25 protein-coding genes are annotated in these 21,817 nt (G+C 42.2%); 7 read left to right on the top strand and 18 right to left on the bottom strand.

The annotated features are described in order from the left end of the window. Positions 1–4 precede the first annotated feature (4 nt). From BO48_RS14330 to BO48_RS14290, 9 genes are all read right to left on the bottom strand, one after another. Positions 5–544: an NAD(P)-dependent oxidoreductase gene (locus tag BO48_RS14330; protein ID WP_496368441.1), complete on the bottom strand. Its 540-nt coding sequence runs from the start codon at positions 542–544 to the stop codon at positions 5–7. After that, a complete protein-coding gene (locus BO48_RS14325) occupies positions 523–918 on the bottom strand; it encodes a Rossmann-fold NAD(P)-binding domain-containing protein (protein ID WP_496368440.1) in 396 nt (131 codons plus the stop codon). Before BO48_RS14325 ends, BO48_RS14330 begins: the two co-directional genes overlap by 22 nt. A 49-nt stretch (positions 919–967) precedes the next feature. Beyond that, the gene (locus BO48_RS14320; RefSeq protein ID WP_496368439.1) at positions 968–1,783 is read right to left on the bottom strand and encodes an aldolase/citrate lyase family protein; all 816 of its coding nucleotides are present in this window, start codon (positions 1,781–1,783) and stop codon (positions 968–970) included. Between the two features lie 8 nt (positions 1,784–1,791). Next, complete coding sequence (locus BO48_RS14315) at positions 1,792–2,397, bottom strand: sugar transferase (protein WP_496368438.1); 606 nt, start codon at positions 2,395–2,397, stop codon at positions 1,792–1,794. After that, the gene (locus BO48_RS14310) at positions 2,378–4,213 is read right to left on the bottom strand and encodes a polysaccharide biosynthesis protein (protein ID WP_496368437.1); all 1,836 of its coding nucleotides are present in this window, start codon (positions 4,211–4,213) and stop codon (positions 2,378–2,380) included. The genes BO48_RS14315 and BO48_RS14310 overlap by 20 nt, the downstream gene beginning before the upstream one ends. 9 nt (positions 4,214–4,222) lie before the next feature. Then, the gene (locus tag BO48_RS14305) at positions 4,223–5,017 is read right to left on the bottom strand and encodes a tyrosine-protein phosphatase (protein WP_496368436.1); all 795 of its coding nucleotides are present in this window, start codon (positions 5,015–5,017) and stop codon (positions 4,223–4,225) included. 5 nt (positions 5,018–5,022) lie between these two features. Then, positions 5,023–5,733: a CpsD/CapB family tyrosine-protein kinase gene (locus BO48_RS14300; RefSeq protein ID WP_496368434.1), complete on the bottom strand. Its 711-nt coding sequence runs from the start codon at positions 5,731–5,733 to the stop codon at positions 5,023–5,025. A 14-nt stretch (positions 5,734–5,747) separates the two neighbouring features. Then, positions 5,748–6,422 (bottom strand): YveK family protein, encoded by a 675-nt coding sequence (locus tag BO48_RS14295; protein WP_496368432.1) that lies wholly within the window; start codon positions 6,420–6,422, stop codon positions 5,748–5,750. A gap of 266 nt (positions 6,423–6,688) precedes the next feature. Further along, the gene (locus BO48_RS14290; RefSeq protein WP_496368454.1) at positions 6,689–8,209 is read right to left on the bottom strand and encodes an SLC13 family permease; all 1,521 of its coding nucleotides are present in this window, start codon (positions 8,207–8,209) and stop codon (positions 6,689–6,691) included. Between the two features lie 353 nt (positions 8,210–8,562). Here BO48_RS14290 and BO48_RS14285 point away from each other — a divergent pair, with 353 nt between their 5' ends. After that, entirely contained in the window at positions 8,563–9,747 is a 1,185-nt protein-coding gene (locus BO48_RS14285; RefSeq protein ID WP_496368430.1) for an amidohydrolase, read from the top strand. A 97-nt stretch (positions 9,748–9,844) separates the two neighbouring features. Here the strand turns inward: BO48_RS14285 and BO48_RS14280 are convergent, their stop codons facing one another. From BO48_RS14280 to BO48_RS14270, 3 genes are read right to left on the bottom strand one after another with little or no spacing between them, the layout of a single operon-like run. Then, complete coding sequence (locus tag BO48_RS14280) at positions 9,845–10,843, bottom strand: LLM class flavin-dependent oxidoreductase (RefSeq protein ID WP_496368428.1); 999 nt, start codon at positions 10,841–10,843, stop codon at positions 9,845–9,847. A gap of 10 nt (positions 10,844–10,853) precedes the next feature. After that, positions 10,854–11,174, bottom strand: a complete 321-nt coding sequence (locus tag BO48_RS14275) for a DUF3219 family protein (RefSeq protein ID WP_496368426.1) — start codon at positions 11,172–11,174, stop codon at positions 10,854–10,856. Positions 11,175–11,189: 15 nt separating this feature from the next. Then, positions 11,190–11,405: a hypothetical protein gene (locus BO48_RS14270; RefSeq protein ID WP_092988067.1), complete on the bottom strand. Its 216-nt coding sequence runs from the start codon at positions 11,403–11,405 to the stop codon at positions 11,190–11,192. 349 nt (positions 11,406–11,754) lie between these two features. On the opposite strand from BO48_RS14270, the gene BO48_RS14265 reads away from it, so the two are divergent. After that, a complete protein-coding gene (locus tag BO48_RS14265; protein WP_496368424.1) occupies positions 11,755–13,515 on the top strand; it encodes a LysM peptidoglycan-binding domain-containing protein in 1,761 nt (586 codons plus the stop codon). 209 nt (positions 13,516–13,724) lie between these two features. Here BO48_RS14265 and BO48_RS14260 read toward each other — a convergent pair whose 3' ends face one another. Then, positions 13,725–14,456: an SEC-C metal-binding domain-containing protein gene (locus BO48_RS14260; RefSeq protein WP_496368422.1), complete on the bottom strand. Its 732-nt coding sequence runs from the start codon at positions 14,454–14,456 to the stop codon at positions 13,725–13,727. A 12-nt stretch (positions 14,457–14,468) separates the two neighbouring features. Further along, a complete protein-coding gene (locus tag BO48_RS14255) occupies positions 14,469–14,900 on the bottom strand; it encodes a hypothetical protein (RefSeq protein ID WP_496368420.1) in 432 nt (143 codons plus the stop codon). A gap of 156 nt (positions 14,901–15,056) precedes the next feature. On the opposite strand from BO48_RS14255, the gene BO48_RS14250 reads away from it, so the two are divergent. Further along, entirely contained in the window at positions 15,057–15,449 is a 393-nt protein-coding gene (locus BO48_RS14250) for a hypothetical protein (protein WP_496368418.1), read from the top strand. A gap of 50 nt (positions 15,450–15,499) precedes the next feature. Continuing rightward, entirely contained in the window at positions 15,500–15,733 is a 234-nt protein-coding gene (gene relB / locus BO48_RS14245) for a type II toxin-antitoxin system RelB family antitoxin (RefSeq protein WP_496368416.1), read from the top strand. Between the two features lie 261 nt (positions 15,734–15,994). On the opposite strand, the gene BO48_RS14240 is transcribed toward relB, so the two are convergent. Continuing rightward, a complete protein-coding gene (locus BO48_RS14240) occupies positions 15,995–17,059 on the bottom strand; it encodes a YkvI family membrane protein (protein WP_496368414.1) in 1,065 nt (354 codons plus the stop codon). Between the two features lie 95 nt (positions 17,060–17,154). Then, positions 17,155–18,318: a Zn-dependent hydrolase gene (locus tag BO48_RS14235; RefSeq protein ID WP_496368412.1), complete on the bottom strand. Its 1,164-nt coding sequence runs from the start codon at positions 18,316–18,318 to the stop codon at positions 17,155–17,157. 228 nt (positions 18,319–18,546) lie between these two features. Here BO48_RS14235 and BO48_RS14230 point away from each other — a divergent pair, with 228 nt between their 5' ends. Next, positions 18,547–19,647: a YkvI family membrane protein gene (locus BO48_RS14230; RefSeq protein ID WP_496368410.1), complete on the top strand. Its 1,101-nt coding sequence runs from the start codon at positions 18,547–18,549 to the stop codon at positions 19,645–19,647. Positions 19,648–19,951: 304 nt separating this feature from the next. Here the strand turns inward: BO48_RS14230 and BO48_RS14225 are convergent, their stop codons facing one another. Further along, positions 19,952–20,263 carry a hypothetical protein gene (locus BO48_RS14225; RefSeq protein WP_496368408.1) on the bottom strand — a complete coding sequence of 104 codons (312 nt, stop codon included), beginning with the start codon at positions 20,261–20,263 and terminating at the stop codon, positions 19,952–19,954. 64 nt (positions 20,264–20,327) lie between these two features. Here BO48_RS14225 and BO48_RS14220 point away from each other — a divergent pair, with 64 nt between their 5' ends. Beyond that, on the top strand, positions 20,328–20,678 hold the full coding sequence (locus BO48_RS14220; protein WP_496368406.1) for a DoxX family protein: 351 nt from the start codon (positions 20,328–20,330) through the stop codon (positions 20,676–20,678). A 60-nt stretch (positions 20,679–20,738) separates the two neighbouring features. Beyond that, positions 20,739–21,065: a YrhK family protein gene (locus BO48_RS14215; RefSeq protein WP_496368404.1), complete on the top strand. Its 327-nt coding sequence runs from the start codon at positions 20,739–20,741 to the stop codon at positions 21,063–21,065. A 60-nt stretch (positions 21,066–21,125) separates the two neighbouring features. Here the strand turns inward: BO48_RS14215 and BO48_RS14210 are convergent, their stop codons facing one another. Next, positions 21,126–21,797, bottom strand: coding sequence for a GntR family transcriptional regulator (locus BO48_RS14210; RefSeq protein ID WP_496368402.1), 672 nt, complete (start codon positions 21,795–21,797; stop codon positions 21,126–21,128). Positions 21,798–21,817 lie beyond the last annotated feature (20 nt).

Raw genomic sequence — 21,817 nt, 5'->3', positions numbered from 1 at the left:
ACCACTAACCATTAATTTTTAATACACTGATATTTTCCGTAATTACTTTATGTAGCTTTTCTTGATTTAATTCTGAGACAAATGAATTATGTGGAGTGATTTTTATCCTTGGATGCTCCCAAAGTGGGCTTTCTAAAGGAAGTGGCTCTTTTTCAAAAACATCTAGACAAGCATACATTTCTAAGTTGCTATTTAGAATATCAATTAATTCATTTTCATTAACAACCTTTCCTCTAGATACATTTATGAAGACTGAATCTGTTTTCATCTCGTTGAAGGTTTTATAGTTAAATAGATGATGAGTATTCTCTTTATACGGTAAAAGTACCACAACAATATCACTTTGTTTTAACACTACATCTAAATCCTCAATACTATAATAGGTAATATCAGAATTATCTTTATCTTTTTTTTGTGTATTAACTGCTAAAATATTAACACCAAACACAGAAAGCCTATTAGCGATTTCTTGACCAATATTACCATAACCTATTAATGCTACATTTTTATTTTCCAAAGTCCTTAAGCTTCTATTTTTTTCCAATTTTTCTTCTTTTGTTCATCGTAGAAGAAAAACGATTCTTTATATACTTCCAACATATTTAATATTACCCATTCAGCAATAGGCACACCGTATGTATCTTTTGCATTAAATATATTTATATCTCTTTCTTTAATTCTTTCTAAAGGGACTCTGTCATAGCCAGCGCTCGTTAACTGAATGGTTTTTAAGGATTTAAAATTATCTATCTCATTATATTGAAATAAGTTGTTACAAATTATTACCTCAATATTTTCAACATCCATATTCAATTCCGTTCTCTCATCTTTAACAAATGTAATATTATGTCCCAGCTCTTCTAAATGTTTAAAAAAGACTTTATTGTACTTTAATGCACCTGTAATGAGTATTTCCAAAGAAAATCACCTCTAGTATCATTAAGATTTTTATAAGTGTCTATAAGGGTTAATGTCTCACTTTAGATAATTGGTCTACTATCTTGTATGTTTCATTTTTATTGTCAATAAAAAATTGATCACTCTTACTTTTTAAGGATGCTTCGAAAAATCTTATTTTGTTAATACCATCTATAAATTCTTTTTTTATTTTATTTAATGACTCTTTGTTTGTTATAAAACTCCTTGATAGAATCACCATCTCTGATTTTAACCTATGATGCTCTGCGAGTATGTTTTCTGCAGGTAGTGCTCCATCTCCTAATTTTGCTATTCCTCCAAATCCAAAAGGTATATTTTTCGACTTAATCTTATTACCTAAATTATCAACAATACCCTCTTTCAAAGGTTCAAACATAAAATCCATACCATAGCTAAGATGTAAGTCGTTTAAACCTATATGAATATAATCAATACCTCTAACTTCCAATATTGAATCTATTGCATTTACTGCTTCTTCTGTTTCGAGTAATAAACATGTCTTTACTCGTCCGTCTACCATTTTTATGAATTGTTCCACTTCAAAAGCATATTTAAAATATGGAAGCATTATAATCTCTGCTCCTCTTTTAATAACTTCCTCAATCTCATTTCTAGTATTGTTGTTAACCGGATTAATTCTTACCAATAATTCGGAATAACGAATAACATCTTTCACACGACTTATATCCTCAATAGTATGTTGAGACTTCACTGTGTCTAAACCTTTTTGACGATCTTCTTTACCTAGTTTTTCTAAATCAATAAATATCCAATCAACTCCAGAAGTGTCTGCTAATTCAGCTATTTTAGGATTATTAGTTATATACATTAGTTTTAAACTCATTTATTGAACTACTCCTCTATTTTATTCGTAGTGCCAACATTTATATTATCCTCATTTCTGAGCACTTTTATGAAAGTCATAAAGAGTATTTTTAAATCAAATAAAAACGATATATTATTAACATAATGAACATCATATTCTATTCTCTCATCCCAACTTAATTGCTTTCTTCCATTAATTTGTGCCCAACCAGTCACACCAGGTTTCACTTCAAATCTTTTCTTTTGGTGATTACTATATTCACTATAGCCCCATGGGTGATAAGTTAAAGTAGGTCTTGGCCCAATAATCGACATATCTCCCTTAAGGATATTTACAAATTGAGGTAGTTCATCAATACTAGTTTTGCGAATTAATTTCCCTACTTTGGTTACTCTATTATCCCCCTTTAATTCATATACGCCACCTTTCTCAGCATCCTCAACCATAGACCGAAATTTAAAAATATTAAATACCTTACCAAATTCTCCAATTCTTTTTTGCTTGAATATTATAGGACCTTTTGAATCATTTTTTATTAGCAAAGAAACAATAATCAATAATGGTGATAATATAATTATTCCAATTAAGGAGAATATTATATCAAAAAATCTTTTAATTTTTTTGTAATCCATTTTTACCTCCGCTATTACTTTCTATTAATTTAAATAACAGGCTCTCATCCATGTTATTATACAAATAATTCTTAATGAAGTTTTCAATTTCATTTAAATCTTTGTAACTAGATTTACCTCTGTGGATTTTTTCATAAACTTGGTCTGAATGAATTTCATCTTCATTGAGTAACTCTTCAAATAACTTTTCACCCGGCCTAATTCCACTTACTTTAATTCCAATATCTTCCTCTTTATATCCACTGAATCTAATCATGTTACGAGCCAATTCAATTATTTTTACCGGCTCTCCCATATCTAGGACAAACACTTCACCGCCTTCTGCTATTGCTCCAGCTTGAATGACTAATCTCGAAGCTTCTGGGATGGTCATAAAATAACGTGTCATCCTTTCATCAGTTACTGTAACTGGTCCACCAGCTTCTATTTGATTCCTAAATTTTGGTATAACTGAACCTCGACTTCCAAGGACATTTCCAAATCTTACTGCTACTAGTGCAGTTACTTCACTTTCATGGTTCAATGCTTGCACTACCATTTCTGCCACTCTTTTTGTTGCTCCCATTATGTTTGGTGGATTCACTGCTTTATCAGTCGAAACCAAAACAAACCTATCCACCTTATACTCAATTGCTGCTTCTGCTGTATTTTTTGTGCCTATAATATTGTTCTTGACTGCCTCTTGAGGATTAGCTTCCATAAGAGGGACATGTTTATGGGCTGCAGCATGGTAAACTATATCCGGTCGATGTATTTCAAATACTTCAAACATCCTTTCGCGATCCTGCACATCAGCTATTACAGGTACATAATCAATTGTGTTATCGAGTAAAGACATCTCATCCAATATCGTATAAATACTGTTCTCTCCATGCCCTAATAATACTACTTTTTTAGGTTGGAATTTTGTTATTTGTCTGACTATTTCTGATCCAATACTTCCACCGGCACCTGTCACTAATATCGTTTTACCGAGAACCTGGTCTTCAATCCCATCCGTATCCAGTTCCACAGGCTCTCTGCCTAGCAGATCTTCAACTTCCACTTTTTTAAGATTGCTGACTTCAACTGTGCCAGACATGACATCATCGATATTCGGCATAATCATGACTTCTATTCCTTCAGATACAGACAGTGCGTGAATCTCATTCAGTTCTGACTTACTTAATGACGGAATTGCGATAACCACTTTTTCAATATCATACTTTTTGATCAGTTTTTGAATATCGTTACGATTCCCTTCGACTCTCACCCGGTTCGTCAATTCCATACGCCGTTTGGAAATATCATCGTCCACCGCAACAATGGGTGCCATATTCATCTCAGGTGTATCCAACATCTGTTTGATCAGCATCGAACCACCACGGCCAGCACCTACTATTAACGTTCGTTTTTTGTTTTTATTATTATCTTTTTGGCCCACAATCCTATGTCTGGAAACCCGCCACCATAACCTGGAACCACCAATTAATATCAGATGCATCATCCATGTAATAATCATCAGCCTTGTGAATGATGTTTGGAAGAAAATCCAACTCAATATATACGTCACAACAATCGATGCCGTCACAGCCTTCGCTATTGACATCAATTCCCTGACACTCGCATACTCCCATGCTCTGTGATACAGATTAAAGATGTAAGCAAACACATGGTGACTGAGCAACAGTATGATGGACACACCCGCAAGTACCGGCAGCGTATAATGCAGGAAAAACGGCGCCAAAATATAATATCCTAAAAACACAGAAAACGTGACAATCAGCGAGTCAATCGCCAACAATAAAATATAACGTCCTCTCGCTCCCAACTGCATACCTTCTTTCTATAGAAATCCAAAAAAGCGTCTCTTCTTTTTCTTCCTCTTTTTCGTATAATGCGAATCCATCGCAGATGGCGGCCCAACAATCAAATCCTGCCCTATTAACAATTTTTCCGCATTTTTCTTTAATTTTACAGTTACATCCGAACCAAGTTCTTCCGTAATGACTTCATACGCCTCGTTCAATGCGAACGGTCTTGCTTCTGCATTATGCGCATCACTCGCCACCAGATGAACAAGATTATTTTCAATCATTCTCAGGCTCGTCTCTTTCAGATTCTCGCCCAGATCGCCGGTGACCGACGTTGCAGTCACCTGGGCATGCGCACCTTTTTCGACCAGATTATACAACCTGCCCGGTGACTGGATAATCGGCTTGCACCGTTCCGGATGTGCGATGACAGGAATGTATCCTTTCATCTGCATATCGAAAAACAGCTTTTCAGTATAGTGCGGCAAATCATTGAACGGCAGTTCCACCAGCACATACTGTGAACGGTTCAGCGTGAGGCTGTCTTCAGACGACAAATCCCGGAGAATATCACCATTCACTCTGATTTCCTGACCGGGATGCACTTTAATATGTAAATTCTCTTCTTCGATGATTGTGTTCAGCTCGTCCAGTTTTTGAAAAACCGTACTGCTCGGGTTGGTATAATGTGTCGTCTTATGATGCGGAGTGGCTATGATATCCGTAATACCATTATCCACTGCCTGCTTCAGCAGTTTTACAGCTTCTTCACTATTCCCAGGTCCATCATCCACTCCAATCAGTACATGATTGTGAATATCGATCAAAATGATCACTCTCCATTACTGTAGTAATAGTAGTAACTGTCCTTTGAACCCATATCTCTTTGATTCAGCACGACGCCTATGATGTTGGTATCCGTCTTATTGAGCAGGTCTTTCGCCTTCTGAAGCTGGTCCCTGTCACTGTCTTCAGAATTTACGACAAGAATCGTACCATCCACTCTCGTCCCCAGTATCTGTGCATCCGCAACGGATAATAAGGGCGGGGAATCGATGATGATGTTGTCATACTGCATATTGACCGTTTTCAGCAGATGTTCCATCTTTTTTGACTGCAGCAGTTCCGCCGGGTTCGGCGGTACTGGTCCCGAAGTGATGATATCCAGATTATCTACATCCGTCTGTCTCAAAATCTGCTCGATTTCTGCTTCTCCCACAATCGCACTGGACAATCCTCTCGCATTGTTCATCTCAAAAGTATAATGCGTCGTCGGACGACGTAGATCCGCATCAATCAATAATGTCCTGTTGCCCGCCTGGGCGAAAGCGACTGCGACATTCGCAGCAGTCGTCGACTTGCCGGCATTCGGTGCGGCTGATGAAAACAGGATGGTTTTCATTTCGTTATCCACAGAAGAGTACATGATATTCGTGCGGATTGTTCTATATTGTTCACTGACCGGAGATTTCGGTTCATTCCGTACAATCAGCTCTCTCGGTCCTGAACTGTATTTATGTTTTTTCCCTCTCTTACCAAACATGAAGTCGTCTCCTCTTATTTTTCAAATTTCGCAACCGATCCGATGACCGGCAGTTCCAAGTGTTTTTCAATATCCTCTTCCGTTTTCAGACTCTTATCCAGGAAAGCCCTCAGGAACGCAATGCCGAGTCCGAGCAGTCCACCGAGAATGACACCGATCGCGATATTCACAAGCGGCTGAGGTGAAACCGGTGACGGGTCTTCCCCGACATCCGCCACTGTCAGGATGGATACGTTGTCGACATTCATGATGTCCGGAATTTCATTTTGAAAGACAGTACTGATTTCATTCGCTATCAATTCGGCATTTTCTGCCACTTCATCTTCCACCGATATGTTGATGACCTGCGATTCACTTTCGTTGTTCACGGTCACCTGTTGTGCAAGTGCGGCAGAGGAGTAATTCAAATCAAGATTTTCGACAACTTCATCGAGAATTGCCGGTGACGTAATGATGTCACTATATGTATTCACCAATTGCAGACTGGTCTGAACATCCGGGTTGGATATCGTCTCCTGCTGCTCTGCCTGACTGACAAGCACCTGTGTGGTCGCCTGATACTGCGGTGTCATTAAAAATGCCGTGGCAAATGCCGTCAGTGCCCCAAGCAACAATGCGAGGCCGATGATCATTGCCAGATTCTTCTTGATGACTTCAAGAATTTCTTCCAAATTCAACGTTTCTTCCAATTCGTCTCAACATCCTTTTTTCAAAATTTCAGTAAACATAAATATAACACATTCAATATAAATATATATAAGAGCATTACAAAATATTTACAATTCCTGATAATGTTATTTACAATTTTCATCATTCATCTGATTTACTGCCTAATTTCATACTTACATACAATATTTGGTTACACATGTGTAATATGTACTTATTTGTGACATTTACACAGAAAATGACATGACTTTAAAAGCCATGCCATTTCTCATGATGTCTATTTTAGTCCTTAAAACGGAAAGACATTTAAATCGATGCCGTAAACGATCGGCATCAGTAAATATGTGATTCCGACTATAAGAATCAGTGCAATGAGATTCAGTCCGAAACCCGCTTTCGCCATTTCCTGAATTGATATTTTACCTGTACCGAATACAATCGCATTCGGCGGTGTTCCCACCGGCAGCATGAACGCACAGTTCGCTGCCATCGCAGCCGGAAGCATCAGTGCTAGCGGATGCACTTCCACCGCCATCGCAAGGCCTGCCAGCACCGGCAGGATCATCGTCGCTGTTGCCGTGTTCGAAGTGAACTCCGTCAGGAACAGGATCATTAACGATACAACCCCGATCATGATGATGATATGCGTTCCTTCAATACCAACAAGCAGGTCGCCCAGCCACTGGTCGACACCGGTTTCAACTATTGCTGCAGCAAGTGCCAGACCACCGCCGAAAAGAAGCAGTACGCCCCATGGCAGGTCGCGTGCAACCGACCAGTCGAGTATACGTCCTTTCTGTCTTCTCGTCGGAATGAGGAACAATAGCACTGCAGCCAACATCGCAATAGACCCGTCGGTCATCAGTTCGAGAAATGCTACATGCTCGAAAACAAATCCGCGCAATATCCACATTGAAGCTGCAAAGAGGAATATGGCGAGCACCCATTTCTCCTCTTTCGTCGTTTTACCCAATGCTTCAAATTCCTGGTTGATGATCTTGCTGCCGCCGGGCAGTTCCTTCAGATTATGTTTGAATGCGACAAATGTCATGAAATACCATGCGATGGCAAGCATGATCACTACCGTCGGCACACCGATCAGCATATACTGTGCAAAGCTCATATCATAACCGAAAATTTCATTCATCTGACCCGCCAGTATGATCAGCGGCGGTGTCCCGATCAGAGTACCTAGACCACCGATCGTCCCTGAGTAACCGATTCCAAGAACGAGCTGTTTTTCAAACTTCGTTACGTCGCCACCCATCTCCTCAGTCGACAGTGAGTGCGCTTCCTTGATGATCGCAAGACCGATCGGAATCATGATCATGACTGCTGCCGTATTCGATACGAACATAGACAACAGCGCCGTTGCTATCATGAAACCCAGCATGATCGTCGCCGATGTGGTACCGATTGCACGGATGATCGTCAAAGCGACACGCGTATGCAGATTCCACTTCTCCATGGCCACCGCCAGCAGGAAACCGCCGAGAAACAGGAAGATGATATCTGCGCCATAGCTGCCGGATACCTGGTCGCTGCCCATTACCCCGCCCATCGGGAACAGGAACAACGGCATGAGCGAAGTCGCGGGAATCGGAATGGCTTCGGTCATCCACCAAGTCGCAATCCATAATGCCGATGCCACAACGAATACCCCGTTTGCATCGAGACCGTCGGTCTGTAAAACCATTAAAGTTAAAATGAATAATAACGGACCTAAAATCAGACCGGTCATCTGCAATCTATTGTACGGCGGGTAGCCTGAACTGTCATCATCCGGTTTACCCTCCACCGCTTCCTTCATATCCTTCGAACTGAAAAACTTGAGCAATGACTTTGTACGCCTTGATTCCTTCCAAACATTGTCATAACTCTTTTTAACGAATGATGTTTCTTCTTTGTTGTGCTCATCTTTCTGGTTCAATACTGTTCCCTCCATTTACTATGAATATATGCAATGAAATGAATTTATCACATCCAGCCCATTTATACTAGACATTTTAAAAGTCCAGCCCGGGATGATAATCGTGGTTTTAAGAGACTGATAACGATGGCATAGAGTACTGGAGTGATATTTTAGGAAAGCTGTCACGTAGTTTGATAAAATGATAGTGGTATGGAAATGAAATTGATCAAATGATCAGGAGGTCATATATAATGGAAGAATTATTTAAGGCACTCGAATCCGAATTCGATAATATGGTGGATTTCAGACGGGATATGCACATGTATCCGGAACTCTCCCACCATGAGGAGAAGACACCGGAAAAGATTGCACAGTTCTATAAAGACCTGGGTGTCGACAATGTCAGAACGAAAGTCGGCGGCCGCGGTGTCGTTGCGACACTTCAGGGCGGCAAGCCGGGCAGAACAGTGGCACTCCGGGCGGACTTTGACGCACTGCCGATCCAGGATGCAAAAGATGTGGAGTACAAGTCAAAGGTCGACGGCGTGATGCACGCGTGCGGTCACGATGTGCATACTTCGACGCTTATCCATGTTGCCAAGGTTTTATTTGCCAATAAGGACGAGGTACCGGGCAAAGTGGTCTTCCTGCACCAATTCGCAGAGGAAGTCATTCCGGGCGGTGCGAAGTTCATGATCGAGGACGGTGCACTTGACGGTGTCGACGGTGTGTTCGGTGCGCATGTCATTTCAACAATGCCGTACGGCAAGGTCGGTGCACTGCCGGGTGCGTTTATGGCAAGCGGCGACACTTTTGAAATTACGGTACAGGGCAAGGGCGGCCATGCCGGCATGCCTCAGCATAATAAAGACCCGCTCACTGTCGCAACGACGCTGTTCCAGAGCCTGCAGACGATCGTCAGCCGCGATACAGATCCGCTCAAATCCGGCGTCGTATCCGTCACCACTTTCAATACTGGCGAACCTAACTTCAATGTCATCCCGGATAAAGTGGAGATCAAGGGGACGGTCCGTACACTCGATGATGATACACGTGATAATGCTGAAGAAAAGATCAAGGTTATGACGGAGAATATTGCGAAGGCGTACGGCATGAGTGCTGAAGTGGATTACACGAGAGGTTATCCGGTCGTGGTCAATGATGAAGACGAGACTGCGCGTATTTCAAGGCTGCAGAAAGAAGTCATGGGTGAGGAAAATGTCATTGATATTACGCCTCAGACGAGTATGGAAGACTTCGGCTATTACCTGCTCGAGCGTCCCGGCTGCTTCTTCATCGTCGGCGGTGCGATGGAAGATAAGGAAGATGTCTATCCGCACCACCATCCGAACTTCAATGTCGATGAACGTTCGATGATCAATATCGGGAAGATGTTCATTGCGACGGTGTTTGATTATAATGAGGATGAAGGGTAAGTTGTATTTAAAGAGAATTAGTACTTAAATATCTATAGAAAAAATAACCCGTACGTTATCTTTCCCGGGCACCCGGGAGTCTAACGTATGGGTTATTCTATTCCATCGCTGCTTTCAACAACTCAAACGATTTTATCTTATCTTCTATAGAGTAGGTATTCGTGGAAACCATTATTTCTTCTATTTTGTACGTTTCCGCGAGTTTCTTTAATCTGCCGGCTACATCTTCACCGGTACCGATGAACATCGAGTCAAGCCTCCCGTCAACATTATCCTGCTCTTCTTCGGTCAGCTCGAAGTTTTTCGCAGTTTCGATGCTTGGGATGCCGTCGTCCACATCGCTCTGGCCGAAAACACGTTCTTTTTCAACGCCCCAGATCAGAGTGCTCATGGCGATGTCTTCCGCCTTCTCTTTTGTTTCTGCAACGAATGCGGTGACGGTGATCATCACCTGCGGCTTCTGACCATCGACAGCGGGTTTGAAACTGTCTCTGTAAATATCGATGATTTCCTTCATATCCCCGGCATTCGACATGAAGTAGCCGAAGCAGTAGTTCATGCCGAGTTCGCCCGCGAGTTCCGCACTTTTCACACTGGTGCCGAGCATCCATACTTCAGGTGGCGAGTCGGCCCTGGGACTCATTTTAACCTTTTCAATATGGTTATCATGATGGATGAAACCCATCAGTTCACTTACACGATCCTTATTTGCATAGACGTTTTTAAGATATTCCTTATTCAGAGCTTCGGTCGCTTCCGCCGGGCCTCCCGGTGCGCGGCCGACTCCGAGATCCACCCTCTCCGGAAACAGCGTCGCCAGGGTATGGTAGTTTTCAGCCACTTTGTACGGGCTGTAATAAGGAATTAGGGTCGCACCGGAGCCGATTCTGATTTTTGACGTTTCACTGCCGATGGCTGCGAGTGTAATTTCCGGTGTACTGGAGGCGAAAGCCAGCATCGAATGGTGCTCTGCCAGCCAGAACCGTTCGTAACCGGATTCCTCCCCTGCCTGTGCGAGTCTGATTGCGTTGTTCAGTGCCTCCCGGGCGCTCGAGTTTTTTGACACCGGTGCCTGGTCCAATATGCTCAGTTTCATAACATTCCCTCTATTTGCCAATATTTTTCAAAGTCACTGTATACTCATCCGCCGTCGTATTATCCTCTGCTTCGTACAGATTGACGATGCCGCTGTAGAAGTTGATAATCTCTCCTTTGAATTTAATATCTTTTTCAGGCACTTCCACATCGAGCACCCTCTCATATAATATGCCTGCAGTTTCACTGTAGACATCCTTCGTCACATCAAACTTCACCGTGATTTCTTCGACATCCTCTGCACCTGATTTCTCGCCCTCGGCGTAGATCGGTTTCTCCTGGTAGTCGTTCAGTTCAATTTCCTTGTTGTTGAGTACAATCTTATTTACCACTTGAATCACTCTCACTTAATTTTGTCTGTTCTCGATTTCCTGAATGGATATTGACGTAATCAGATTCGGGTTGAGCAGCAATGTTCTGCCGTGTTCCAGAGGGACGTGTATGAAGTTCGCTTCATCGATCGGCTTGCTGAAGATTCCGATCAGATGCTCCACCGCTTCCGGCTGGACGATTTCCGTCGAATCGCCGCCGACGTTATATATCGTTATCATCTTCTGGGTCATCATTACAACCTCCTCGATATTTCTTCCTGCCTTCAATTATACCCTTTATCCTTCCAGACAAAAACCACTTCAGCTTGAGAAGATATTCCCAATATTAATATCGGGTAAATTCCGTGTCAGATCGGTTTTATTTCTCAAGGAACTTCGCAGTTGTATATACTGATTTTTGTAATATTTCGTGAAAAAAGAAGGGCTTTTTTTACATATATTTTAGTTACATTACAATTATGTTACAAATGAAACTTTCAGCATATTTTCTGTTAGTATAGGAGCTGTTGATAAATAAAGTAAATAATTCAGACAATTAGTCGGAAAATTGATATTAAAAATTATAGGGGGATTTCCTTTTATGAAAAAAGTCATTACGGCACTCACGGCAACAGCAGCAATTTCTACTTACGGTCTGGCGGATAATGCGTCTGCAGATACTGCTAATGGTACATACTCGGTCATAGGCGGAGATTCACTTTGGAAAATCGCCCAGGACAATAACCTGACTGTCAGTCAGCTTAAAAATTATAATAACTTGAGCTCGGATACGATCACAGTCGGTCAAAATATCAATACAAGCTCACCATCTACATATACGGTCAAAGCGGGAGATACGCTCTGGGGCATCGGCAACCGTAACAATGTTTCCGTTGAACAGTTGAAAGAATGGAACAACTTATCGAGCGATCTGATTCTTGTCAACCAAACATTAACTTTGAATGGTGCAGTCGAAGAAGAAGAAACGGTTGAAGAGACCGAACCGGTTGAAGTTGAGGAAGAGGCAGAAGTTGTCGAAGAGGAAGTTGAACCGGCTGAAGAGGAAACGGTTCAGACGGATGCGGATACATATACAGTTAAACACGGCGATACACTTTACAGCATCGCTGGCGAACACGGCATGTCATACCGTGCGTTGATGTCACTTAACGGATTATCAGATTTCCTGATCTTACCTGGACAAGTGCTGCAGCTTAACGGCGAAAAAGTTGAAGAAGCTGAAGTCGTCGAGGAAGAACCAGTTGAAGAAGAAGTTGTAGAGGAAGAACCGGCTGAAGAAGAAGTTGTAGAAGAAGAAGCAGTCGAAGAGGAAGTTGTCGAGGAAGAGCCGGCTGAAGAAGAAACTGTTGACGAAGAAACAGTCGAAGAGGAAGTCGTCGAAGAAGAACCGGCTGAAGAAGAGGCTGTAGAGGAAGAAACTGTTGAAGAAGAAGCAGTTGAAGAGGAAGTCGTCGAAGAAGAGTCGGCTGAAGAAGAGACTGTAGAGGAAGAAGCAGTTGAAGAGGAAGTCGTTGAAGAAGAAGTCGTCGAAGAAGCACCGGCTGAGGAAGAGACTGTAGAAGAAGAAGCAGTTGAAGAGGAAGTCGTTGAAGAAGAACCTGAACCGGAAAACATCTCCGGCGACACTTACACAGTTCAAAGCGGCGACACGCTTGCGAGCATTGCCAACCGAGCTGGGGTCAGCTACAACAACATTATGGAATACAACAACATGGACTCGGTTTTAATTTACCCTGGTAAAGTACTTGACCTTGTAGACAACCGTCCAGCTGAAGTTGAAGAGCCTGAGGTTGTAGAGGAAGAAGTCGTTGAGGAAGTTTCTGAGCCGGTACAGGAGGAAACTGTCGAGGAAGAGGCTGTAGTTGAAGAAGTTGAATCTGAGCCTGCTCCAGAGCCGGAACCGACACCTGAACCGGTTGTAGAGGAAGTTGTAGAAGAAGAGCCTGTTGTCGAGGAAGAACCTGAAGCACAGGCACCTGCGGCACCGGCATCATACGGTACGAACTGGTACCCTTACGGTGAATGTACTTGGTACGCGTTCGAACGCCGTCAGCAGCTAGGCAAACCTGTCAGCGGAAGCTGGGGCAACGCATCCAGCTGGGCTGGTAACGCTAGAGCACAAGGTCTGACTGTAAACAATACACCATCACAAGGTGCAATCATCCAATCAAACGCCTGGTCAAACGGCGCTTGGGGTGCTGGTCACGTCGGTGTTGTTGAGCAAGTTAATGGTGATGGATCAATCATGATTTCAGAAATGAACTGGAGCAACGGTCTGGGTGGCAAATCATTCAGAACACTGTCCGCTTCAGAAGCAGCAAACCATAACTTCATTCACTAATATCTCCAACCCTATATATAGATAAAACTGACCCCACCTACTTTTGTAGATGGGGTCAGTTTTTTTATTATAATGATCAGATATATTTTTAATGGCTCGTCCCGAGGACTAGGATGAGTCACGAAACGTTTAATGGGTCATCCCGACACGTGGGATGTGTCATAAGGATTTTAACGGGGCTTTCCGGCACATCAATGCCGGCAAGCATTTTATTCTCCGTGGCATTTCTTATATTTCTTTCCACTGCCGCATGGGCATGGTTCATTGCGTCCGAGTTTTTCGGATACAACCGGCTTTTTCGGCGTTGGCATTATTGATTCCATATGGGAAAGTATATCTGATGGATCTCCGGCATTCTCAATTCTTGTGAGTGTTTTTTCTCTCCAGTTTTCAAGTTCCGGATGGTCATTACCCATGACTTTGAAATAGCCGTAGGCAAGTTCCTCCATATCAAAGATTCCATCGTAGTTATCATAAGTCATAAAATCTTCGATTTCAGGACGTCCTTCTGCTGACAGCTGTTCAGCCAACCCTTTTACAATCACTGATTTAAGATCCAGACCATCCACTGTCTGATACAGTCGTTTCAATGCTGCGACGGCAGATTGTGTATGTGTACCTGCGATAATATCGATTTGGAATATGGGAAAAGATCCGGTGACGAGCGGCTCAACCACATCCACAACCCGGTCCGACTGGAATGCAGCAAGTGTATTTTTCAGCTCTTCCAGTAGAAGATCATCTTCACTCATCAACATCGGCGCAATGTCTTCAATCAGACTTTCTTCTTTGATCAGGCCAATTTTATAGATAGCAATGATACCTTCAAAATTGATATATGGTTGTTTATTCTGTTCTTCGATAATGTTTCTTAATTCTTCAGTATCAACCCAGTCCTCCTCTGCCTGCATGGAAGCAATCGTTTTGGCCCGGTCAAACAATTGTTGATCGAACTATTCACTCAACTCCAGTCTCAATTGATGATTTACAAGCCATAGTTCGAGTTTTTCCTCTTTTGCTTCATCCAATTCGGTTAAGAATGACCATACCTCCATGGAGAAGACATTTTGAAGTGCTTCACGGTTCTCTATCTTTACTTCAAGCGGCAACCTGGCAGCCAGACGCTTAAGCAGAAGTTTATTCAACTCATCCCCTTCTTCTATCCCTTCTACTAATAAAGGGATGATTTCACTGGTGAGCGTCATATTCTTTAAAGCGGACGAATAGTTGATCGTTTCTTCCGGGTGTTCCAGGACCCTATTCATCAGACGCACCGGCCATTCCGGTTTTGTGGAAGGATATGTGCTGACGGCCTCCAGTGCAAACTGGCGGACGACTGTGTCTTCAGAAGTCAGGTGCGAATCAATCTTATCGAGCAGGTTCATATTTCAGAACTCCTTTGAGCATTTATTTTTATTATAAAGCATTTTAATAAACAGCTCCAAATCATATTGTGTAATTTTTACTTATCGATTATTATAGAGGTGAAATAATATCGGGTAATTAGCAAATGAGTCAATTCAATGTCTGGAGTGAAACTAATGAAATTAATCGAGGAACTGGCGGACGCGTTTCTTTTCAACAGTATGGAAACGAGGAACGTTTTGAATATTGAAACCGGAGAAATCCTACTGGATGCGCCGGAGGCTTTGACAGGTGAACCTGAAATAGACTGGGAAAGCGATGAAGCAGAGAATTTGATTATAATCCCTCAAATTATGAGTTCGGAAGCATATGATATACGAGTGCTTTTCTCTGAAGAACAAAACGCTGAGTTAGGAGCGATTCTACTGGAAGCTCTCAACTTAAGAAAGCCATTCCGTAATTTCAAATTCCAATTGGCACAATTAGATTTAGAAGAAGAATGGTACGGCTTTGAATATCAGTATGCCTTGAACCGAATGTCAGAATGGCTGGATGAGTGGAAGGATTAAAATATGGATTTTGTACTGCAATCATATTACAAAGTATTGGAGGTGCAACAATGAGTATTACAATACGATTGGATAAGGACGATCAAGATATTTTACGCGGTATTGTCGAAGCTAAAAATACGAACATGTCCGCTTATATCAGGGAAATCATCTTAGAAAAGATTGATGAAGAAATTGATCGGGAAATGTATAAAAAAGCTGTTAAAGTCATGAAAGACGATAATACTGAGTTTGTATCATGGGAAGATGCGAAGGCTGAATTAAGTATATCAGATGAAGTATAAATTGAAAATTGAGATGAAAAGATAAAATGTACTTATCGATCACAATAAATTGATTCATTCCTGTACTAATCGGTCATACCAACTCTCACTTGACCGATAGAACACTCCTATCGGTCATACCAACTCTCACTTGGCCGATAGAACGCCCCTATCGGTCAAACCGCTTTCCACTTGGCCGATAGAGCAAATTCCGCTAATCTACACTGAGGACCAAAAAAGATCAAAACCCCTATCAAACGGAGTTTTGATCTTTATTTTCACCTATATTAATTTCTTCTTCGATCGTCTGTTCATAAACCAGCGGATGGCGAGGCCGAGCCCGATCAGGAGCCCAAGTATGCCGAACGCCGGGTAGACGATGCCGACGAGTTCCACGAATCCGACGAAGCTCAGGAAGTACCCGACGACTGCTGCGATGAGGAGTATTGTGTAATACTTTTTCGTGTACGGTTCGCTGTATCGTTTCAGGAACGGATACATGACGCCGACGCCGGTGTTGTATATGACGAGCAGCATGACGATTGCCAGTGCCGCCTGTAGCACCGGGTGGATGTTTTGTGCGAGAACGAGTGTCGGCAGTGCGAGATCGTTCACGATATCCATGTTGGATATGAGTCCCGAGTTGATCATCAGCATGAGCACTGTAATGATCACACCGCCGAGCAGTCCGCCGCGTGCAGCCGTGTTATGGTTGGATGCATTTGCACCCATGATGGATAGGAAACTGAATGCAGTCGCCAGTGTGAAACCGGCATACATCGCCCCGTCCAGGAACCATAATCCGCTCGGTGTGCGGTCTGTTTGCGCGAATGCGTTGACCGTGTCGACTGGCACCTGCGGGTTGAATATGTTGACCAGCGCGATGATGATGACGACCGCGATCAGGAATGGTGTCACGACGCCGAGTGCCGAGACGATTTTATCGAAGTCGAGCATTAATGTGACGACGACGAGAATCACCATGATCAGTGTACCGAGCCAGTACGGTACGCCGAAACTTTCATTGAAGGCGGACCCTGCGCCGGCGAACATGATGACCGCAATACCATATAGGAAGAAAACGAATAAGTAATCGATGATTGTGCCCGACACTTTGCCGAACATCATGAATATTGGTGCTTTATGTGATTCCGCCTGAATGCGGTAACCGAATTTCGTTGCCTGTCTACCGATGAATAAAACCATCAAACCTGATATTAATATGCCTAAATAACTGTATAAGCCGTGGTTTGTAAAGAACTGGAGTATTTCCTGTCCTGTGGAGAACCCTGCGCCGACCACGACGCCAGTATAGGCAAACGCAATTTTCCAAGCTTCTCTGTTCAATATTTAAACCCCTCTTTTTTCAAGATAAGGTTTCATTATACCGATTTTTCTGATTAATGTAAAATTGATAAGAAAAGACGGTCGAAGCCGCCTTTCTATTCATCCAATAGCTTTTGCACAGTGCCGAGCATCACTTGAGCACCCTTCTCGATATCCTCGTTTGAAGAAAATTCTGCCGGATTGTGGCTGATGCCGTTCTTGCTCGGAATAAAGATCATCCCGGCGTCCATTCTTCTGGATAACGGATTCGCATCATGGTTGGCTCCGCTTGTCATGACTGTGTGAGAAGCGTCTGCGGCTTCACAGGATTCTGTGATATGGTCCATGATTTTCTGTGACATATGTGCCGGTTCTTTATCCGGGTTTTCCTTAATATCCACAGAAAAGTTGTCATTCATATATTGTTTGAATTGTTCTTTTATATCGTTCAATTGATCTAAGTTGTCGCCTCGGAGATCGACTGAGAATTCGACTTTGCCTGGGATGACGTTGGATGAGGACGGAAAGACTTCCAGTTCACCGACTGTGCCGACGTTTGGCGGTCCGAACGATTTTACGATTGTTTCGAATTCAGTCAGTATTTTTGCGGTATGCATCAGTGCATCATTACGCTCTTCCATCCCGATGGTACCGGCATGCCCCGCTTCACCATGCACAGTGATATTCATACGGTTGAGACTTGCGATGGAACTGACGACACCGATATCCAGGTTATTGGACTCAAGGTTCTTGCCCTGTTCGATGTGCAGCTCTACGTAATCCGTATAGTCCTTATAGCCGATGGCATCATCGACTGTTGCCACCGTTCTGTTCATCTCTGCCAATCTGTCTTCAAAACCTTCGCTTCTGTCGATCAGGTCTGTGAATACACTGCTTCCGATCAGTCCGATTTCTTCCGCTCGGAAAGCGACGACAGTGACGGGTTTTGACAGTTCAACGTTTTCGTCCAATAAAGTGAGTACAACTTCAAGTGCTGTGACCACACCAAGCGCACCGTCGTATTCCCCGCCGTTATTGACCGTATCCAGGTGTGAACCGATGAGTATGCCCTTCTTATCTTCCGGACCGATGCTCGCGAAACTGTTGCCGAACGCATCCTGTCTGGTTTTCAAATTCAGTTCCTTACACTTGTTGATAAACCACTCATGTGCCTGATCTTCGAGATCTGAAAATGCGGGTCTCGTCATGCCGTCACCATCAGCGGTGATCATATTTACCTCGTCGAGGTGGTTCAAAAGCCGTTTAGAATTTATTTTCATTAAAAATTCTCCTTCCCTTGTCGCTACTAAATTGTAACCGTTTTAATTTTGTCAGAATTCACAAGCAACTTTGACAAGACACATACATGTATGTTTAAAATGATACTAGTGTTTCATTTTTCACATTTGAATGTGACTGGATGAAAAATTGTTCGATCCGTTTTTGGCGCAGACGTGATTAGATTTTATAAGGACATTATAACAAAAATACATACGGAGATGATTTTTTTGAGTTCTGATAACAAGAGCGCAATGAAAATTGGATTTGCCTATGTGGGTGTCGTACTTGGTGCGGGGTTCTCAACAGGGCAGGAAATTTTACAATTCTTTACTAACTTTGGAGCGATGAGCTATGCTGCAGTGATTTTATCGGCTGTAGTGATTATGTTTATCGGCAGACAGGCCGCAAAGCTCGGCCATCGATTAGATGCAGACTCGCATCTTGGGCCGACGAAGCTTTTATTCGGTGAGAAATTGGGGGCAGCCGTCGACTACGTTTTAGTCTTCTTTTTATACGGTGTCATGATCATCATGCTTGCCGGCGGGGGATCCGCATTTTACGAAAGTTTCGGCGTCCCTGCATGGCTCGGTTCATTGATCATGGCTGTTGCGGTGCTTATTACACTCACGATGGGCTTTGATAAAATCTTAGTCGCACTCGGTTCAGTGACACCGGCGTTGATTATTATTGTCATAATCATTGCAGCTGTGAACATGACGAACCCATCGGTGCCGATGTCTGAAGTCGGTACTTATACGGACATCAGTAAAACGCCGACAGGCATCTGGTGGCTTGAAGCCATCACTTACAGTGGTATCGTCCTTGCGATGGCATTCAGTATTCTATCCATCGTCGGTGCGCAGTCGACAATGAAAGTCGCAAAACGCGGCGGATTATTCGGCGGAATCATTCTACTCGTACTGATGCTGCTGATGAACGGCGGACTTCTGTCACAGATTAATGTAACCTCCACAGCTGAACTGCCCACATTGGTACTCGCGAGAGAGATACATCCACTGCTTGGTCTGGCGCTGACAATCGTTATGCTGCTGATCATCTATAATACGGCAGTCGGCATGCTGTACCCGTTCCTGACGAGGTTCTGGACGCCTTACTCAAGACGCTATAAAGTGGCGCTTGTCGCAAGTGTCGTTATCGGGTACTTCCTGAGCCTGGTTGGATTCGTAGACTTGGTCAACTTCTTCTATCCGATCCTTGGTTACCTCGGTGTTGCGATCGCGGTACTATTGACCGGTGTATGGGTATGGAGCAAAGTGACTGGTAAGAAGATTAAGAAAGTTAAGAAGTCGAAAGCGGTAGTGAAATAAGAACATATATAAGATTATATGGAACCACCGGAAATCATGAGGATTTCCGGTGTTTTTTTGTTTGTTTGGGGGGTAGCTGCTTTGCCCCGACATCGGTTTTATACCATATCGGCGCAACAACGCTGCCCCGGCATCGTTTTTGCGCCATGTCGGGGGATGTTGATGAACAATAGAGATATACCAGAAACACATATTCTGAAGTATAATCAAAAAACTTTATACTATATGAAAGAATCCCTTTACGATATTACTCGTAAGGGATTCTTATGTTTGGGTTATCGGTATACTATAATTCATACATGAGTTACTTCCAACCGTCATTCTCATCAATTGTGACTTGATCAAGTCGATTGTCCAAAACTTCTTTTTCATTATGTGTCTTAATCTTTGATTCAACCAAACGTTCTTTAATAATATATTCTTCAAGTCTGTCTTGGAGTGATTCAATTTCATTGTACATCGCTTCGTATTGGTCTGGTTTCATAACGACGCCATAAGGTTTATTGTTTCTTAATACGTGTACGATTGAATTAAATTCTTCAGCTTTTTCAAAAGCGGATCTAGGAGATTTCTTCATATCGGTTATGTTAATGTAGGGAACATCCAGTATTCGCATTTTAACCCCTCCATTTTTCATATACTATAGCATTTAAATAATTAAAAGTAAGGAGTGTTAAATAATGATTCGAATATTTATGGGCATAGTCTTCTCCGTCGCTGGTACCGCCCACTTTTTAGCTTCAGACAGATTTGCGAAAATCATACCGGGATTTATTCCATTCAAGAAATTTCTTGCGTTGTTTACCGGATTATTGGAACTGATTTTCGGCGTTCTGCTTCTGGCAGACAAATCTAAAAACTGGCAGGTTACAGGTATGCAGACATTTCTATGGGCAGTGTTCCCGGCAAATATCTATATGCTGACTCACCGTGATAAACTCGGTCTTCAATATATACCGAAATGGACGTTGATATTAAGACTGCTGCTTCAGTGGCCGATGGCTAAAATGCTTGGGACAATAAAGAGATGAATGAATTTCGCATCAATCGGGTAGTTGTGTGGTAAGACTCTCTAAAAGGAGATGAAAAAATTGCCGAAGATTAAAAGAGATAAAAATTACTTCGAGTTCGATATAGGCAGATTTGGCATCTTTTTCAATAAACGCTATCAGCTGCTTGCGATCATCAACGATTTGACACTTGGAATATGGTTCACGATCGGGAGTGTGCTATTCCTGTTTCACTCGACGCAGACAGCAGGGACGATTTTATTTATCCTCGGAAGTGCGCAGCTGCTCGGCAGACCGATCCTAAAACTTCTCCACGCTTTTTTCATACGGCAGGAGTCCATGAAGCAGAAGAATGAATATCCATCCGATGTTATCGAGGAGATACAGAAGAACAGAAAAAAGGAATAATAAAAGGACTTAGTCAACATTTTTAATGATGACTAAGCCCTTTTTAATAAATCTGAACACTTAATTATTATTGTCCTGAATATCTGAATACATACTTTTAGTTCTTTTTAGATGGTTTCTAATCGCTTCAATCATACCTTCTTCATCTTTTTTCTCAAGCATTTTAATAATTTCCAGATGTTCTTGGATAACTTCGGTCATACGACCTTTTTTTCTGATTGCCTGAGAACCTATCAAAATTGTTAAATTATGAAACTGATCATACGACTGTAGAAATATATTGTATTCTGATATGAGGAACATCTCTCTATGAAACTGTTTATCTATCAGCATAAATCGATAACCGTCTTCATTCGCAACCGTCTCTTTTTGCTTCTCAACAATCTCTTTTAAGAACTCGATTTTTTCCGGTGTGATATTTTTAAACAAAGGAGTGATTATCTCCTTTTCTATCACATATCTCAAAAGGAAAATTTGATCGACTTCCTTATCAGAATGTATTTTTACTTTGTAACCTTTTCTGGGTCTGAATTCGATTAAATCTTCTTTAACCAAATCTTGCATAGCTTCTCTTAAAGGCGTACGGGAAACATTTAATTTTTGTGCTAATGAATTTTCAGTAATAAATTCTTCTGATGGAAAATTATTATTGAGAATTATCTCCTTCAAGGATACGTAAATAGTATCTTTTAAGGTTTTAGTTTTAATCTCTTTAATTTCAAATTTCTCCATACTTATCGCCCTTTATAAAA

It is taken from the genome of Lacicoccus kunmingensis DSM 17847, from assembly GCF_059568765.1.
Note: the sequence above shows the minus strand (reverse complement) of the source record. Positions and strands in the feature narration are given on the sequence as shown.

Coding starts and splice junctions, on each gene's coding strand:
- BO48_RS14315 (WP_496368438.1), bottom strand. CDS start 2,397: ATGGATTACAAAAAAATTAAAAGATTTTTTGATATAATATTCTCCTTA.
- BO48_RS14290 (WP_496368454.1), bottom strand. CDS start 8,209: ATGAAGGAAGCGGTGGAGGGTAAACCGGATGATGACAGTTCAGGCTAC.
- BO48_RS14255 (WP_496368420.1), bottom strand. CDS start 14,900: ATGAACCTGCTCGATAAGATTGATTCGCACCTGACTTCTGAAGACACA.
- BO48_RS14280 (WP_496368428.1), bottom strand. CDS start 10,843: ATGAAACTGAGCATATTGGACCAGGCACCGGTGTCAAAAAACTCGAGC.
- relB (WP_496368416.1), top strand. CDS start 15,500: ATGAGTATTACAATACGATTGGATAAGGACGATCAAGATATTTTACGC.
- BO48_RS14270 (WP_092988067.1), bottom strand. CDS start 11,405: ATGACCCAGAAGATGATAACGATATATAACGTCGGCGGCGATTCGACG.
- BO48_RS14210 (WP_496368402.1), bottom strand. CDS start 21,797: ATGGAGAAATTTGAAATTAAAGAGATTAAAACTAAAACCTTAAAAGAT.
- BO48_RS14310 (WP_496368437.1), bottom strand. CDS start 4,213: ATGCAGTTGGGAGCGAGAGGACGTTATATTTTATTGTTGGCGATTGAC.
- BO48_RS14250 (WP_496368418.1), top strand. CDS start 15,057: ATGAAATTAATCGAGGAACTGGCGGACGCGTTTCTTTTCAACAGTATG.
- BO48_RS14235 (WP_496368412.1), bottom strand. CDS start 18,318: ATGAAAATAAATTCTAAACGGCTTTTGAACCACCTCGACGAGGTAAAT.
- BO48_RS14320 (WP_496368439.1), bottom strand. CDS start 1,783: ATGAGTTTAAAACTAATGTATATAACTAATAATCCTAAAATAGCTGAA.
- BO48_RS14285 (WP_496368430.1), top strand. CDS start 8,563: ATGGAAGAATTATTTAAGGCACTCGAATCCGAATTCGATAATATGGTG.
- BO48_RS14265 (WP_496368424.1), top strand. CDS start 11,755: ATGAAAAAAGTCATTACGGCACTCACGGCAACAGCAGCAATTTCTACT.
- BO48_RS14220 (WP_496368406.1), top strand. CDS start 20,328: ATGATTCGAATATTTATGGGCATAGTCTTCTCCGTCGCTGGTACCGCC.
- BO48_RS14300 (WP_496368434.1), bottom strand. CDS start 5,733: ATGTTTGGTAAGAGAGGGAAAAAACATAAATACAGTTCAGGACCGAGA.
- BO48_RS14225 (WP_496368408.1), bottom strand. CDS start 20,263: ATGCGAATACTGGATGTTCCCTACATTAACATAACCGATATGAAGAAA.